Consider the following 16,520-nt stretch of genomic DNA (forward strand, 5'->3'; position numbering starts at 1 on the left):
CGCCTTGCGGCGATGCATAATCCGCGAATCTTTAATGCTGATTAAACGCTGTAGTACAGTTCGAACTCAACGGGGTGCGGAGTCATGCGCACGCGGTCAACTTCTGGCTTACGCAGTTCGATGTAAGCATCGATGGCGTCATCAGTGAACACGCCGCCACGAGTCAGGAACTCGCGGTCTTCGTTCAGTGCGTTCAGTGCTTCTTCCAGAGAACCTGCAACTTTTGGAATCTCAGCTTCTTCTTCCGGCGGCAGGTCATACAGGTTTTTGTCCATCGCATCGCCAGGGTGGATCTTGTTGATAACACCATCAAGACCGGCCATCAGCAGCGCGGTGAATGCCAGGTATGGGTTAGCCGCTGGATCCGGGAAGCGTGCTTCGATACGACGTGCTTTCGGGCTAGCAACCACTGGGATACGGATAGAAGCAGAACGGTTACGGGCAGAGTAAGCCAGCATAACAGGTGCTTCGTAGCCTGGGACCAGACGCTTGTATGAGTTGGTGGTTGGGTTTGCCAGGGCGTTGATCGCTTTAGCGTGCTTGATGATACCGCCGATGTAGAACAGAGCAGTTTCAGACAGGCCGCCGTACTTGTCGCCAGAGAACAGGTTCACGCCGCCTTTTGACAGGGACATGTGGCAGTGCATACCTGATCCGTTATCGCCGAACATTGGCTTAGGCATGAAGGTTGCAGTTTTGCCGTACGCATGAGCAACGTTGTGCACCACGTATTTATAGATCTGAATTTCGTCTGCTTTTTTGGTCATGGTGTTGAAGCGGGTTGCCACTTCGTTCTGACCAGCAGTTGCCACTTCATGGTGGTGTGCTTCAACCACTAAGCCCATCTGCTCCATGGTCAGACACATGGCTGAACGGATGTCCTGTGCTGAGTCAACCGGTGGCACTGGGAAGTAACCGCCTTTCAGACCTGGACGGTGACCTTTGTTACCGCCTTCGTACTCTTTACCGGTGTTCCATGCTGCTTCGATATCATCGATAGCCACGTGTGAACCTGAAGTAGAAGAACCGAAACGGATGTCATCGAACAGGAAGAACTCTGGCTCAGGTCCAAACAGCACGGTATCCGCGATGCCTGAAGAACGCAGGAACTCTTCTGCACGTTTAGCAATGGAGCGCGGGTCACGATCGTAGCCCTGCAGTGTGCCTGGCTCAAGGATGTCGCAACGGATGATCAGGGTCGAGTCTTCGAAGAACGGATCCATAACTGCAGTGGTTGCATCCGGCATCAGCACCATGTCTGATTCGTTAATGCCTTTCCAGCCACCGATGGAGGAGCCATCGAACATTTTGCCTTCTTCGAAGAAGTCAGCGTTAACCTGGTGAGCAGGGATAGTAACGTGCTGTTCTTTACCTTTGGTATCGGTAAAACGCAGGTCAACAAACTTAACTTCATGCTCGTTCATCATCGAGAGAACGTGTTCAGCGGACATACTCAACTCTCCTGGAAATGGTCATTATCGTCATGGTGAGAGAACTTCGTTGCCGGGAATGCGCCACAACTGCTGACCACTCCTAACCAAAGATCTCGGCAAGCTCTTTCAACCGTTTTATAACTGTCGTTTTCGCTTAAAATAGATAAAGCGAATTCTGTGCCAACTTTATGACAATAGCGAAAATGGCGCTACAATGCGCCCTTTCGTGAGTCGAAGGCTGCACCAGGATGGATTGCATGCATTGTTATGGTGCACCCGTGGTGAATGAAGGCACCAACATGGTGCAAAATGCCATCGCAGTGCAGATTAATGCACCGTTAATGGTGCTAAAAACCAGCACTACGAGAAACTTTCGGCGAAATCTGTGATCATGTTCAGTCTTCCGCTTAATCCGTGTACAATACCGCGTTATTTCTATAATGCCTGAGGCAAAGCTGTGATCGAAAATTTGCGTAACATCGCCATCATCGCGCACGTTGACCATGGTAAGACCACCCTGGTTGACAAGCTGCTACAACAGTCCGGTACTTTTGATGCTCGTACCGAAGCGACTGAGCGCGTAATGGACTCCAACGATTTGGAGAAAGAGCGTGGGATTACCATCCTCGCAAAAAACACCGCCATCAAATGGAATGACTACCGTATCAACATCGTTGATACCCCAGGACACGCCGACTTCGGTGGTGAAGTGGAGCGCGTCATGTCCATGGTGGATTCGGTGCTGCTGGTTGTAGATGCGATGGATGGCCCTATGCCGCAAACCCGCTTCGTAACCAAGAAAGCATTTGCTCATGGTTTGAAGCCGATTGTGGTTATCAACAAAGTTGACCGTCCGGGCGCGCGTCCTGATTGGGTTGTTGATCAGGTATTCGACCTGTTCGTTAACCTGGATGCGACTGACGAGCAGCTGGACTTCCCGATCATCTTCGCTTCGGCGTTGAATGGTATCGCGGGTCTGGAACACACCGATATGGCTGACGACATGACCCCGCTGTACCAGGCGATCGTCGACCACGTTTCTCCACCTCAGGTTGAAGTTGAAGCGCCACTGCAGATGCAGATCTCGCAGCTGGACTACAACAACTACCTGGGCGTGATCGGTATCGGCCGCATCAAGCGCGGTACCGTGAAGCCGAACCAGCAAGTCACTATCATTGATAGCGAAGGCAAAACCCGTAACGGTAAAGTCGGTAAAGTACTGGGCCACCTCGGTCTGGAGCGTATCGAAAGCACCCTGGCAGAAGCGGGCGACATCATCGCTATCACCGGCCTGGGCGAGCTGAACATCTCTGACACCATCTGCGACACGCAGAATGTGGAAGCGCTGCCAGCCCTGAGCGTCGATGAACCAACCGTAACCATGTTCTTCAACGTGAACACCTCACCGTTCTGCGGTAAAGAAGGTAAGTTCGTGACCTCGCGCCAGATCCTGGAGCGTTTGAACAAAGAACTGGTACACAACGTGGCACTGCGCGTTGAAGAAACCGAAGATTCTGATGCGTTCCGCGTTTCAGGTCGTGGTGAGCTGCACTTGTCGGTTCTGATCGAGAACATGCGTCGTGAAGGTTTCGAGCTGGCGGTATCCCGTCCGAAAGTAATCTTCCGCGAGTTTGAAGGCCGTAAGCAGGAGCCATTCGAAAACGTCACCCTCGACATCGAAGAAACCCACCAGGGTTCTGTGATGCAAGCGATGGGTGAGCGTAAAGGCGACCTGAAAAACATGGATCCAGATGGTAAAGGCCGTGTACGTCTTGACTACATGATCCCAAGCCGTGGTCTGATCGGCTTCCGTAACGAATTCATGACCATGACTTCAGGTACCGGTCTGCTGTACTCCACCTTCAGCCACTACGACGACGTGCGTCCGGGCGAAGTGGGTCAGCGTCAGAACGGTGTACTGATCTCTAACGGCCAGGGTAAAGCGGTAGCGTTCGCCCTGTTCGGTCTGCAGGATCGCGGTAAGCTGTTCCTGGGTCACGGTGCGGAAGTGTATGAAGGCCAGATCATCGGTATTCATAGCCGTTCTAACGACCTGACCGTTAACTGCCTGACCGGTAAGAAACTGACCAACATGCGTGCGTCAGGTACTGATGAAGCGACCACTCTGGTTCCACCGCAGAAGATGACGCTGGAACAGGCTATCGAGTTCATCGATGATGACGAACTGGTAGAAGTGACTCCGCTGTCAGTACGTATTCGTAAACGTCACCTGACCGAGAACGATCGTAAGCGTTCTTCTCGCGGCAGCAAAGAGTAAGCGAAACAGTCTGATATTGAGCCCCGCACTTGCGGGGCTTTTTTATGCCTGCAAGCCGCTGCAACGCTCGCTTGCTGAACTTTGGCTCCGCTTCCAGATTACTGATTTCCCGCGCCTCGTCCCTGTTCAGACACCACTTTTGCCGCTAAAGTGAATGATCCAGGGAACATAAAGGAGAGGCGTCATGCTGTACATTTTTGATTTAGGCAATGTGATTGTTGATATCGATTTTAATCGTGTGCTCGGCGTCTGGAGCGATTTGGGGCGTGTGCCGCTGGCAACGTTGCAAAGCAACTTCCGCATGGATGAGGCTTTTGAGAAACACGAACGTGGCGAGATAAGCGATCCCGAATTCGCCGCGCGTATCTGCGATCAACTGGATATCGCGCTGAGTTACCCACAATTCACGGCAGGCTGGCAGGCGGTTTTTGTCGGCGTGCGTCCGGAAACGCTGGCGATCATGAACAAACTGCGTGCTAAGGGCGAGCGCGTGGTGATTCTGTCGAATACCAATCAGCTGCACTTCGAGTTCTGGCCAACGCAATATCCTGATGTACAGCAGGCGGCCGATCATCTTTATATGTCGCAGGATATCGGCATGCGTAAGCCGGAAGCCCGCATCTATAACTATGTGCTGCAGCACGAAGGCTATCAGGCCGACCAGGCGGTATTTTTTGATGATAACCAGGCCAACATCGATGCGGCGCGCGCGCTCGGCATTGAGAGCGTGTTGGTGGTTGATGAGAAAACCGTGCCGGATTGGTTTGCAGGTCGTCTCTGAGTGCTGAATCAACGACATCTGCGCCACTCGGCGCATGCTTTTTTCCTGTGGGTAAAACTGCTGTGGCGACGCATTGACGAAGACAATATGACGACGCAGGCGGGCAATCTGGCCTACGTCTCATTGCTGGCGTTGGTGCCGCTAATTGCCGTGGTTTTTGCGCTGTTCGCCGCTTTTCCCATGTTCTCCGATATCAGCGTGCAGCTGAAAAACTTCATCTTCACTAACTTTATTCCGGCGACGGGCGACGTCATTCAGCGTTATCTGGATCAGTTCGTTGCCAACGTCAACAAGATGACGGCGGTCGGTATTGTCGGGTTGATTGTCACCGCGCTGCTGCTGATGCATTCGGTGGACAGCGCGTTAAACACCATCTGGCGCAGCGATAAGCCCCGACCAATGGTCTACTCCTTTGCGGTGTACTGGATGATCTTAACGCTGGGTCCGCTGCTGGCCGGCGCCAGTTTAGCCCTGAGCTCCTATCTGTTGTCGCTGCGCTGGGTAAATGTCACCGGCGTCACCAGCTTAATCGATCATCTGCTGCGCATTTTCCCGCTGTTTCTCTCTATCCTCGCCTTCTGGCTGCTGTACAGCATTGTGCCGACGCGGCGTGTGCCCACGCGCGATGCACTGATCGGTGCCATCGTTGCCGGTTTGCTGTTCGAGCTGGGGAAAAAAGGCTTTGCGCTCTATGTTACGATGTTCCCTTCGTATCAGTTAATTTACGGCGTTCTGGCGGTCATCCCGATTCTGTTCCTTTGGGTTTACTGGTCGTGGTGTATTGTTTTGTTAGGCGCAGAAATCACCGTCACCCTGGATGACTATCGCCAGTTAAAACAGCAGGAACGCGATAAAGAACGAGAGGAAACATGATTGCTTTGATTCAGCGCGTCAGTCGCGCCAGTGTCAGCGTTGATGACGCGACAGTGGGTGAAATTGGCAATGGGTTATTGGTGTTATTGGGTGTTGAAAAGGGCGACGACGAGCAAAAGGCGCAGCGTTTGACCGAACGCGTTCTCGGCTACCGCATCTTCGCGGATGAGAATGACAAGATGAATCTCAACGTAAAGCAGGCCGGCGGCAGCGTGCTGGTGGTGTCGCAATTCACCCTCGCCGCTGATACCAATAAAGGTATGCGTCCCTCTTTCTCTGGCGGTGCAGAACCGGCGGAAGCCGAGCGTCTCTATGAATACTTCAGCGATTGCTGCCGAACACAGGGTGTGACCACCGCAAATGGGCGCTTTGCCGCCAATATGCAGGTTTCGTTGGTAAACGACGGTCCGGTGACCTTCTGGTTACAGGTGTGAGGTTAACAGCCGAGCGGCAAGGATTTAGCCACGCAAGCTCCGAACGAGAGAATCACTTTATGTATCATCTTCGCGTACCGCAAACGGCGGAAGAGCTGGATATGTATTACCAGTTCCGTTGGGAAATGTTACGAAAACCGCTGCGTCAGCCGCAGGGTTCTGAGCGTGATGCCTGGGATGCGCTGGCACATCATCAAATGGTGGTGGATGAGCAGGGCAAACCGGTAGCGGTGGGACGTCTGTACATCAACGCGGAAAACGAAGCGGCGATTCGCTTCCTCGCGGTACATCCCTCCGTGCAGGGTAAAGGTCTTGGCACGCTGGTGGCGATGACGCTGGAGTCGGTCGCGCGTCAGGAAGGGGCTAAGCGCGTCACCTGTAGCGCGCGTGAAGATGCCGTCGAATTCTTTGCCAAGCTTGGCTACGTCAATCAGGGTGAAATCACCGCGCCGCAAACCACGCCGGTACGCCATTTCCTGATGATTAAACCGGTGGTGACGCTCGACGATATCTTGCATCGCGCCGACTGGTGCGGACAGCTGCAGCAAGCCTGGTACGAGCACATCCCGCTGAGCGAAAAAATGGGCGTGCGTATTCTGCAATATACCGGGCAGAAATTCGTTACTACCATGCCAGAAGCGGGCAATCAGAATCCTCATCACACCTTATTCGCGGGCAGCCTGTTCTCGCTTGCTACATTGACTGGCTGGGGCTTGATCTGGCTGCTGCTGCGCGAGCGTCATCTTGGCGGCACTATCATTCTGGCGGATGCGCATATTCGCTATAGCAAGCCCATCAGCGGTCGTCCGGGCGCCATTGCCGATCTTGGCTCGCTGAGTGGCGATCTCGATAGACTGGCGCGTGGTCGTAAAGCGCGCGTACAAATGGAAGTCGAATTGTTTGGTGACGAAGAGTTAGGCGCGGTGTTTGAAGGTGTGTATATCGTGCTGCCGGCTGATTCTGACGGATCGCTGGAAGAGGGCGGCTCCGGGGCGCGTATTAATTAACGCGCGCCTCATGCGTAAGGTCGCCATTCATGGCGACCTGGTTTTTAAACTATTGAACCTGCCCGCCACGCATTGTCTGCTGCACGGATTGTGCATCGGTGGTTACCGACAAGGTGCCATCCGCGCTTGGGCGCAGCGGCGCGTTGGCGTTGAGAGATCCTTTCAGTTGCAGCTGCAAATTGCTGTTGCCGCTCAACGGCAGCGTTGGCCAACCCCAGTTTTGCAGTACGTTGGCCGGCACAGCCTGACCTTTTAGGCTCAGCGTCAGCGGTCGTTGTGCATCCTGACCTACCGTCGCTGTCCCTTCCAGTAAACCGCTGCCGTTAAAGGCACTCAGCTCAGTCACTTGAATCTGTTGGTCGTTAGCATTCAGCGCAATCGAAGGATGGCGCAGGTCGGTACGATTGAAGGTAGCTTCGGCAGCGTTAAAGCTCGCTTTCCCGGCCCAAATGCCCCACTGATGCTGGCGTGCCAGCAGCAGGTTATCCGCACTGCCATCCAGCGACGTCATCTGGAACGGGAAGGCGGGATTGATATCGATTATCAGGTTACGGTTAGCGGTGGCGCGCGTTACCAGCACGCTGTCCAGCCAATCCGGCAACGTCTGCTGCCAGCGCTCGCGCCAGTTTTGCGGCAGCGTATACTCCAGCCCAGCGATGGCCAGTTCATCCAGCGTCAGACGCTTATCGCTGCGTGTCCAGTTGCCGCTGGCGCGCACCACGCCATTGACCCAGCGAGAACTGAATTGCGTTAGCGCGATACCCTGCGGCGAAAGATCGGCATTCACGATGGGATCGTTCAACTCAAAGCCACCGTTAATAAAATTCCCGGCGTTCATGGAAAGCGAACCACCATCGCTTTCCCAGTCATCGCCGCGCAGGGTGACATTTTTCAGCGTTAAATCGAGATCGGTCACTGCCCAATCTGGCCCTTGCAGGCGTGCATCGGTCATATCCAGACGATTGATGCTCACCGACGGGACATCGCGCAGCGGATTGAGGAAGTCGCTCAGGCTTTGATGCGTTTGCAGGCGGATATCGTTGAGGCGCAGCTGGTCAATCTTCCAGTTGCCCTGCGCATCGCGCTCGGCATTGCCGGTCATCGAACCGCGCGCTAAATCGGCACCAATATTACTCAGTACCAGACGACGTTGCTTAATGTTGCCCTGCAGCAACACATTGTTGCCCGGTACGCCATCCAGCGTCAGAGTTCCAGCACTGATCTGGAACTGCGCATCGCTGCCCAGCACGTCGTTAGGCAGCGGTTTCCACGGCAGAAGACCGCCATTCACGCGCTGAGCGGTCATCGGCAAGGTGCTATGCGGATTCTCAATACGCACATTGTTCAGCTGCAGGCGATTGGCCTGCATCGGCAGCGTGGTATCGGGCGCTTGATTGGCGAGATTGATTTCACCGTCGCGCACTTCGATGCTGTTGAAATGCAGCGGATCGCTGAACTGTACCAGCGTGAGACCCAGGTCAACGCGCTTCGCCACCAGCACGGCGGGCTGGCCATCGTGACCAAAGCTGAAATCATCAAGAATGATGTGCGAAGGAGAGGAGAAGTCGTGCTCAATCTTGCTAAGGGAGAGATGCCAGGCGGTTTTATCGCTTACCCAGCGGCTAAACCAGCCTGCGCCCCACTGTGTTTGCAGCAACACATACAGCACAACCAGCGCCAGCAGAATTAGCAGCAGTAAGGTAAGGAAAAACTTGCCTAAAAATTTCATCGCACTCATCCATCCCGATATTTATCCGGTGAGTGGTTGTTATGCCTGAATTACCGTTACAGCTCAACAGCCTGGATGTAAATGCGGATAAATATCAGGCAGGCCGAAGCCTGCCTGCTGCGTTACTTTTCTTGCGGGAAGATGAGGTTCAACACGATGGCGGTGATACCACCGGCCGCAATGCCAGATGAAAGCAGGGTTTTCAGCCAGTCCGGGGCAAATTGCAGAATCAGCGGCTGCTGAGAAACGCCCAAACCTACCGCCAGCGACAGCGCGATAATCATGATGGCACGACGATTGAGCTGTTCACGCGAAACGATGCGCACGCCAGATGCGGCGATGGTTCCGAACATCACAATGGTCGCGCCGCCCAGCACCGGTTCCGGAATGTGCTGCACAAAACCACTCACTGCCGGGAACAGGCCAAGCACGATCAGCATCAGCGCCACCACAAAACCGACATAGCGACTGGCAACGCCGGTCAGCTGAATCACGCCGTTATTCTGGCCAAAGCACGAGTTCGGGAAGGTGTTAAACAACGCCGAAACAAACGAATTGAGTCCGTTCGCCAACACGCCGCCTTTCAGCCGCTTCATGTACAGCGGGCCGCTTACTGGCTGCTCGGAAACATCAGAGGTCGCGGTGATATCGCCGATAGTTTCCAGCGAGGTCACCATAAACACCAGCATCAGCGGGATCAGCAGATTCCAGTCAAAGCCAAGACCGTAATAGAGCGGCGATGGCACGGCGATCAGCGGTTGATTGGATGGCGTGCTGGTAGCGGGCAGCATATCCAGCGCCCAGGCAAGTGCGTAACCTACTGCCATGGCGATCACCAGTGAAGCCACGCGCAGGTAGGCATTACGCTGACGGTTTAGCAGGATAATGACCACTAACACCGAAGCAGCCAGCAGCAAGTTTTTCGGTGCGCCGAAGGTGTGATCGCTCATCGCAGCAAAGCCGCCGCCAATCGAGGTCAAACCGACCTGAATCAGTGACAGGCCGATAATCATTACCACAATGCCGGAAACCAGCGGCGTAATGATACGGCGTGCCAGATGCAACACGCGCGACAGCACCATTTCGGTACAGGAAGCGACCATTAGCGTGCCAAATAGCGCGGCCATCATGGTCGGTACATCAACGCCGCCATTTTTCAGCGCCATGCCGCCCATAATCAGCGGGGTCACGAAGTTAAAGCTGGTGCCCTGAATCGACAGCAGGCCGGAACCGATCGGTCCCCAGGTTTTAATTTGCAGAATCGATGCCACGCCAGAAGCAAACAGCGACATGCTGATGATGTGCTGTGTGTCCTGCGCCGGTAAACCCAGCGCCTGGCAGATGAGCAGTGCGGGCGTAATCACCGCAACAAACATTGCCAGCAGGTGCTGGCAGGCAGCAAACAAGGTTTGCGGCAGCGGCGGACGGTCTTCGAGGCGGTAAATCAGTTCACTTTTCGGGCTTGCAGCGCTGGCAGGCTGGTGTGATTCAGCGGTGTTGACGGACATGGTGGACGTTCTCAATTACAACAAAGGGGCGATTTTAAACGGTTGCGTTGTGAAAGCAATCGTTTGCAATGCCCCTTTTTACTTCCGTTGATCTAAAGCGTAAACACCGTGCGGCAGCGACTATCATCTTCCTGCCACGCCAGGGCGACGTCACTCAATGGGCGCATCTGGAAGGCGATGGAAAAATCGCTCTCGGCGGCGGCAGCCAGCATTTCGCCAATGCAGGCAATCAATTCCTTATCCGACACGCTTCCCAGGCCGCTGCCCATCAACGTCAATCCGGATGAGCGCAGCAGCTTGCTGTGCAGCGTGATTTCCTGACCGCTCAACGAACCAATTTGCACAAAACGCACCGTCTTTTCACCGCCTGCCACTGCGGCCTGCATAATATCGAGCGCGCTCTGGCCCCAGAGATAATCCAGCACCACATCAATGCCTTCTTTCATCAGTGCCGGGAGCGCACCCGGCAATTCATCCAGCGTGAGCGTGATATCCGCACCCTGCGCACGCAGTTGATCCAGTGCGGCGCGGTTTCGGCCAGTCGCAATGATTTTGCCTGCGCCCAGATGTTGCGCGATGCGTACCGCTAATCCGCCTGAGGTACCGGTTGCGCCATTGATCAATACGGTTTCACCGGCACGCAGCTGCGCGCGACGGGTTAACGCTGCCCAGGATGACATGCCCGGATTAGCCAGCGCCGCAGCCAGAACAGGATCGAGAGTGGCGGGAAGGGGAACGATGCTATCGGCGGGCACTAAGGTTCTTTCCGCCATGCTGCCCCACGGCGCATTAAAGGCGAGGAAGTAAACCGGATCGCCATTACTGAGCATGCCGGTGCCATCAATGCCGGTAATAAAGGGATAGTGTGCCGCCGAACTGTAATGCGTACCGGCGGCGCGTGCTTTTGCCAGTTGGCTGACGGCGGCGGCTTTCACTGTCACCACGACATGGCTGTCATCGGCCTGCGGTTCAGTGAAATCACCGTATACGGGCAGTTCACCTGCTGCGGAAACTATCGCTGCTTTCATGTTTTCACCTTCAGTTAGTCGGAAACTATGTGTAATATGCACACATTAGTCTTGCCTCGGGAAAGCGTCAATGAAAAGTGTGCAAAATACACATAATAGTGCAGCATTTGATGATCTGCACAACGCGCTGCTGATGATTGTTGGAACCTTCAATCGACCGCAACGTGATGAATTGCTAATAAAAGAATCGAATATTAAGCTTGATCGCGCACTGTTTCCGCTACTGATTCAGATTGGACGCTTCGGGCCGATTGGTGTGGTTGAACTGGCGGAGCGTGCTGGGCGCGATTACACCACCGTCAGTCGTCAGGTGGCGAAACTGGAAGAGTTGGGGCTGGCACAGCGCCAGAAAAATGCCAAAGACAAACGGGTGAACGAAGCGGTGATTACTACGGCAGGTAAAGCGATGACCGACAAAATCGATGCTGCGCGCGCGCAGATTTATCAAAACCTGTTTGCCAGCTGGCAGGATGACGAGCGCGCCGAGCTGGCGCGTTTGCTGCAGAAATTTGTCGCAGATTTTATGGCGGTTGATAATACCGCGGATTAAGCGTTGCTGTAGCGCTCGGTTTCCGGCAGCCAGCGCTCAATTAATGCCTGCGCCTGCTCAGGATAATGCTGGTGGATATGGCGCGCCACGCGCTGAACTTCGGGGATCATGCCTTGATCGCGCAGCAAATCAGCCACTTTAAACTCGGCGTTACCTGTCTGGCGGGTGCCAAGCATTTCACCGGGACCGCGAATCTCTAAATCGTGCTGCGCAATCACAAAGCCATCGTTGCTGTCGCGCAACACCTGTAGACGTTTTTGTGCGGTTTTGCTCAGCGGCGCTTTGTACAGCAGCACGCAATGCGAGGCGACGGCGCCACGGCCAACGCGGCCGCGCAGCTGGTGCAGCTGCGCCAAACCGAGACGTTCTGGATTCTCAATAATCATCAGGCTGGCGTTTGGCACATCCACGCCCACTTCAATCACCGTGGTGGCGATTAACAGCTGAATTTCATTGGCTTTAAACGCCGCCATCACCGCCTGCTTTTCGGCTGGCTTCATGCGGCCGTGGACCAGGCCAACCTGCAAATCTGGCAGCGCCACTTTCAGCTCTTCCCAGGTGGCTTCCGCCGCCTGCGCTTCCAGCACTTCAGACTCTTCGATCAGCGTACAGACCCAATAAGCCTGGCGCCCTTCATGACAGGCGCTCTGCACGCGGGTGATGATCTCGCTGCGGCGACTATCGGGAATTGCCACCGTGGTCACCGGCGTACGTCCCGGCGGTAATTCATCGATGGTCGAGGTATCGAGATCGGCGTAAGCGGTCATCGCCAGCGTGCGGGGGATCGGGGTTGCGGTCATAATTAATTGGTGCGGATGGAAGCCCTGTTCCTCACCTTTTTCCCACAGCGCTAAGCGCTGATGCACGCCAAAGCGGTGCTGCTCATCAATGATCACCAGCGCCATGCCGTTAAATTTTACCTGCTCCTGGAACAACGCGTGGGTGCCCACCACCATCGCGACCTGGCCACTGGCAATCGCTTCCTGCTGCGCCTCACGCGCTTTGCCTTTCTGCTTGCCCGCCAGCCAGCCCACTTCAATTCCCAGCGGCGCAAACCACTGACGGAAATTGTTGGCGTGCTGCTCAGCCAGCAGTTCGGTGGGAGCCATTAACGCCACCTGTTTGCCATGCGCGATGACATTTAGTGCCGCCAGTGCAGCCACTAGCGTTTTACCGGAACCGACATCGCCCTGCACCAAACGCATCATCGGAAAATCGTTGGCCAGATCCTTTTCGATTTCTGCCACCACGCGCTGTTGCGCACCGGTTGGCGAAAAGGGCAGCGCCGCGAGCAGTTGATTAACCAGCTCATGACGTGGCGGCATCGGCAGCGCATGATGGCGCTGTGCGCCAGCGCGCACCGCCAGCATACTGAGGTTATGCGCCAGCAGTTCTTCCAGAATTAAGCGCTTCTGTGCCGGATGACGCCCGGTCTCCAGCTCGCTCAAGCGTAAATCCGGCGGTGGACGATGCAGAGTGCGCAGTGCATCTGGCAGGCTAATCAGCCCGCCGCTCAGTTCTGACGGCAGCAGTTCGGCAATGGGGCAGCTTTCCAGCAGCGTTAGCGCCTGATCGGTGAGATTGCGCAGCGTGGCCTGGCGGATGCCTTCGGTTGTAGGATAGACCGGCGTGAGGGTTTCCTGCAGCTCAACGCTGCCTTGTTCGCCCTGCACGCGATACTCGGGATGAATGATTTCCGCACCGCGCTGGCCGCGTTTTATCTCGCCATAGGCAGTAACACGTCGGCCTGGTGACAGGCTGTTTTTCATCCCGGCATTGAAATTGAAGAAGCGCATGGTCAGCATGCCGCTGCCATCGCTAATCTGGCACACCAGCATGCGGCGGCGGCCAAAGGTAATTTCGCTGCTCAGCACTTCACCTTCCACCGTGGCATAGACACCCGGTAGCAGGTCATTAATTTTATACAGTTGGGTGCGATCTTCGTAGCGAAGTGGCAGGTGCAGCAGCAAATCCTGAATGGTAAACAGGCCGAGTTTAGCCAGCTTACCCGCCTGACTGGCGCCGACGCCGGTCAGGGTACTGAGCGGGATGGCATCCAGCAGACGGCCTTTCATTTTTTACCCGTCGATTGCATGGTGGCCCACCAACCGGCGTCGGCTTCCACCTCGCCCTGGGCATTGATGTGCGGGTAAGGCAGGCCCTTCTGTTTGGCGACGCGCGCCAGTACCGGATAGCCGCCTTCAAACAGCAGGCGCTGTTGTTCGTCTTCATCCAGCAGGCTGTAGGTGCGCTGATACATCCCGGCATTCTGTCGCTGACGCTGCGCTTCATACAGAATCAACGCAGACGCGACCGAGACGTTGAGCGACTGCACCATGCCAACCATCGGCACAATAATGTCCTGATCGGCCAATGCCAGTGCTTCCGCCGTAATCCCGGTCTTTTCCTGACCCATCAGAATACAGGTCGGTTTAGTGTAATCGACCTCGCGAAAATCCACCGCTTTGGCCGACAGATTGGTCGCCAGCACCTGCATGCCTTCATCTTTAAGATGGCGTACCGCTTCGGCAATATGACGATGCGTTTTCACCTTGACCCAGCTGTTGCTGCCAGCTGAAGCTGAAACCATAGTGCGCATACGCACGCTTGGCCACACGGCGTGCACTTCGTGGATGCCGACCGCATCGGCGGTACGGATCACCGCTGAGACATTATGCGGTTTATGCACCTGTTCCATGCAGACGGTGAGATCGTGCTGGCGCAGGGCCAACATCTCCTGAATACGAGCAAAGCGTTGAGCGTTCATCGACTAGTTACGGTTTCTGTGAACTTTGATCACGTCCGGCATTACGCGGATTTTGCGCATAATATTCGCCAAATGGACGCGATCGTTCGCGGTGAGGCGGATAAAGGCGCTGTATACGCGACCATCTCGCTCTTCGGTATTCAGGCTCTGAATGTTGGAACCGGCAGTATTAATTGCCGCAGTCAGATTCGCCAGCGCGCCCTGATGATTGAACATGTCGACTTTAATCTCGGCGACAAATTCCTGATCGGTCACTTTATCCCACTCTACCGGCATGAACTTTTCAGGCTCTTTTTGGTAGCCGCGAATATTACGGCAGGATTCGTGATGCACCACCAGTCCTTTGCCGGGACTAACGTGCGCAACGATGGGATCGCCTGGAATCGGACGGCAGCATTTGGCAAAGGTGATCAGCACGCCATCTGCACCTTTGATCGGCAGCTTTTTGCGTTTGCTGTTACTTTGCGGCTCATCACTGCCCGCCTGCAGTAGGTTCTTCGCTACCACCACGCTCATGGCGTTACCGAGGCCAATTTCCGCCAGCAAATCATCGATGGCGGTCAGCTTCATGCGTTCCAGTTCGTGCTGAATATTCTCTGCAGGAATTTCTGCCAGCTTCTTGCTGCCGCCAAGCGCATGGCTTAACAGACGACGGCCAAGATTAACGGAGTCTTCACGTTTGAGGTTTTTCAGCAGTTGACGAATTTTGGCGCGCGCTTTTGAGCTGACAACAAAATTGAGCCAGGCAGCGTTCGGGCGAGCGCCCGGCGCGGTAATGATTTCAATGGTTTGACCGCTGGTCAGCGATTGAGACAGCGGATAAGGCTGGCGATCGACGCGAGCGCCAACGCAGGCATGACCGATATCGGTATGCACCGCATAGGCGAAATCGACTGGCGTGGCGCCAGCCGGCAATTCGACAATGCGGCCTTCCGGCGTGAACACATAGATCTCATCCGGGAAGAGATCGGATTTCACGCTTTCAATAAATTCAAATGAGCTACCGGCGCTTTGTTGCAGCTCCAGCAGGCTTTGCAACCAGCGCTGAGCACGAATTTGCGCGGTAGTACCGCTAATTTCACCGGTCTCTTTATAAGCCCAGTGTGCGGCAACACCCATTTCAGCCATCTGATCCATATCTTCGGTACGGATCTGCACTTCAACCGGCACGCCATGCGGGCCAATCATTGAGGTGTGCAGCGATTGATAGCCGTTGGCCTTGGGAATGGCGATGTAATCTTTCACGCGTCCGGGACGCGGTTTGTACAAGCTGTGCATCTGGCCAAGCACGCGGTAACAGGTATCCAGATCTTTCACGATGACGCGAAAGGCATAGATGTCCATAATCGAGTGAAAACGCTGCTCTTTCAGGTGCATTTTGCGGTAGATCGAATAGAGATGCTTCTCACGTCCACTTACGCGGCAGGGAATACCTGCTTCCTGTAAGCGACCGTCGATTTCAGCGAGGATCTTTTGAATCATCTCTTTTCGATTACCACGCGCTGCTTTCACCACCTCTTTGATCACGCGGAAACGGTTCGGGTAGAGCGCTTCAAAGCCGAGCTCTTCCAGTTCTGTTTTCAGGTGATGAATACCAAGACGGTGCGCCAGAGGACTGTAAATCTCCAGCGTTTCCAGCGCGATACGGCGTTTTTTATCCGGGCGTAACGCGCCGAGCGTGCGCATGTTGTGCGTGCGGTCAGCCAGTTTGATCAAGATGACGCGGATATCCTGCACCATCGCCATGATCATTTTGCGGAAGTTTTCAGCCTGCGCTTCTTTCTTGTCGCGGAACTTCAGCTTATCGAGCTTGGAGACACCTTCCACCAGTTCGGCAACGCTTTTACCAAACAGCTGTTCCATATCCTGATAAGTGGCGGGCGTATCTTCAATCACATCATGCAGCAGCGCCGCCATTAGCGTTTCATGGTCGAGTTTCATCTCGGCCAGAATGCAGGCGACAGCAACAGGATGGGTGATGTAAGGCTCGCCGCTGGAGCGTGTTTGACCCTCGTGGGCATCACGCGCGACTAGATAAGCTTGCTTGAGGCGCTTAATTTGCTCCTCAGGCAAGTATTTTTCAATCAGTTGATTGAGGCTTTCGAACAGATACAAGGGCGACCTGCAGAGTG

At 54.9% G+C, this 16,520-nt stretch carries 13 protein-coding genes; 6 read left to right on the forward strand and 7 right to left on the reverse strand.

The window, feature by feature from the left end:
- Positions 1–41 precede the first annotated feature (41 nt).
- On the reverse strand, positions 42–1,451 hold the full coding sequence (gene glnA / locus WFL93_RS20850; RefSeq protein ID WP_007885243.1) for a glutamate--ammonia ligase: 1,410 nt from the start codon (positions 1,449–1,451) through the stop codon (positions 42–44).
- Positions 1,452–1,890: 439 nt separating this feature from the next.
- Between glnA and typA the strand changes: the two genes are divergently transcribed.
- The 5 genes from typA (at position 1,891) to fabY (ending at position 6,806) form a co-directional block, all read left to right on the forward strand.
- The gene (typA, locus tag WFL93_RS20855) at positions 1,891–3,711 is read left to right on the forward strand and encodes a ribosome-dependent GTPase TypA (protein ID WP_007885247.1); all 1,821 of its coding nucleotides are present in this window, start codon (positions 1,891–1,893) and stop codon (positions 3,709–3,711) included.
- 184 nt (positions 3,712–3,895) lie between these two features.
- A complete protein-coding gene (gene yihX / locus WFL93_RS20860; RefSeq protein ID WP_007885249.1) occupies positions 3,896–4,492 on the forward strand; it encodes a glucose-1-phosphatase in 597 nt (198 codons plus the stop codon).
- Between the two features lie 3 nt (positions 4,493–4,495).
- Positions 4,496–5,365 carry a virulence factor BrkB family protein gene (locus tag WFL93_RS20865; RefSeq protein WP_369751402.1) on the forward strand — a complete coding sequence of 290 codons (870 nt, stop codon included), beginning with the start codon at positions 4,496–4,498 and terminating at the stop codon, positions 5,363–5,365.
- On the forward strand, positions 5,362–5,799 hold the full coding sequence (gene dtd / locus WFL93_RS20870) for a D-aminoacyl-tRNA deacylase (protein WP_336778964.1): 438 nt from the start codon (positions 5,362–5,364) through the stop codon (positions 5,797–5,799). Before WFL93_RS20865 ends, dtd begins: the two co-directional genes overlap by 4 nt.
- Positions 5,800–5,858: 59 nt before the next feature.
- Positions 5,859–6,806 (forward strand): fatty acid biosynthesis protein FabY, encoded by a 948-nt coding sequence (gene fabY / locus WFL93_RS20875; RefSeq protein WP_007885253.1) that lies wholly within the window; start codon positions 5,859–5,861, stop codon positions 6,804–6,806.
- 49 nt (positions 6,807–6,855) lie between these two features.
- Here fabY and WFL93_RS20880 read toward each other — a convergent pair whose 3' ends face one another.
- The 3 genes from WFL93_RS20880 to WFL93_RS20890 all read right to left on the reverse strand — a co-directional run bounded on the left by WFL93_RS20880 (position 6,856) and on the right by WFL93_RS20890 (position 11,071).
- Complete coding sequence (locus WFL93_RS20880; protein WP_336778965.1) at positions 6,856–8,535, reverse strand: AsmA family protein; 1,680 nt, start codon at positions 8,533–8,535, stop codon at positions 6,856–6,858.
- A 122-nt stretch (positions 8,536–8,657) separates the two neighbouring features.
- Positions 8,658–10,043 (reverse strand): nucleobase:cation symporter-2 family protein, encoded by a 1,386-nt coding sequence (locus tag WFL93_RS20885; protein WP_336778966.1) that lies wholly within the window; start codon positions 10,041–10,043, stop codon positions 8,658–8,660.
- 92 nt (positions 10,044–10,135) lie between these two features.
- The gene (locus WFL93_RS20890; protein ID WP_336778967.1) at positions 10,136–11,071 is read right to left on the reverse strand and encodes a quinone oxidoreductase family protein; all 936 of its coding nucleotides are present in this window, start codon (positions 11,069–11,071) and stop codon (positions 10,136–10,138) included.
- Positions 11,072–11,141: 70 nt separating this feature from the next.
- Here WFL93_RS20890 and WFL93_RS20895 point away from each other — a divergent pair, with 70 nt between their 5' ends.
- Positions 11,142–11,621, forward strand: a complete 480-nt coding sequence (locus WFL93_RS20895; RefSeq protein WP_180822720.1) for a MarR family winged helix-turn-helix transcriptional regulator — start codon at positions 11,142–11,144, stop codon at positions 11,619–11,621.
- Here WFL93_RS20895 and recG read toward each other — a convergent pair.
- The 3 genes from recG to spoT are packed head-to-tail and all read right to left on the reverse strand — an operon-like array spanning position 11,618 to position 16,503.
- Positions 11,618–13,696, reverse strand: a complete 2,079-nt coding sequence (gene recG, locus WFL93_RS20900; protein ID WP_336778968.1) for an ATP-dependent DNA helicase RecG — start codon at positions 13,694–13,696, stop codon at positions 11,618–11,620. The genes WFL93_RS20895 and recG overlap by 4 nt on opposite strands.
- Positions 13,693–14,388, reverse strand: coding sequence for a tRNA (guanosine(18)-2'-O)-methyltransferase TrmH (gene trmH, locus WFL93_RS20905; RefSeq protein ID WP_049851567.1), 696 nt, complete (start codon positions 14,386–14,388; stop codon positions 13,693–13,695). Before trmH ends, recG begins: the two co-directional genes overlap by 4 nt.
- A gap of 3 nt (positions 14,389–14,391) precedes the next feature.
- The gene (spoT, locus tag WFL93_RS20910) at positions 14,392–16,503 is read right to left on the reverse strand and encodes a bifunctional GTP diphosphokinase/guanosine-3',5'-bis pyrophosphate 3'-pyrophosphohydrolase (protein ID WP_007885263.1); all 2,112 of its coding nucleotides are present in this window, start codon (positions 16,501–16,503) and stop codon (positions 14,392–14,394) included.
- Positions 16,504–16,520 lie beyond the last annotated feature (17 nt).

It is taken from the genome of Pantoea sp. USHLN256 (genome assembly GCF_037149875.1).
Classification (GTDB): domain Bacteria; phylum Pseudomonadota; class Gammaproteobacteria; order Enterobacterales; family Enterobacteriaceae; genus Pantoea; species Pantoea nemavictus.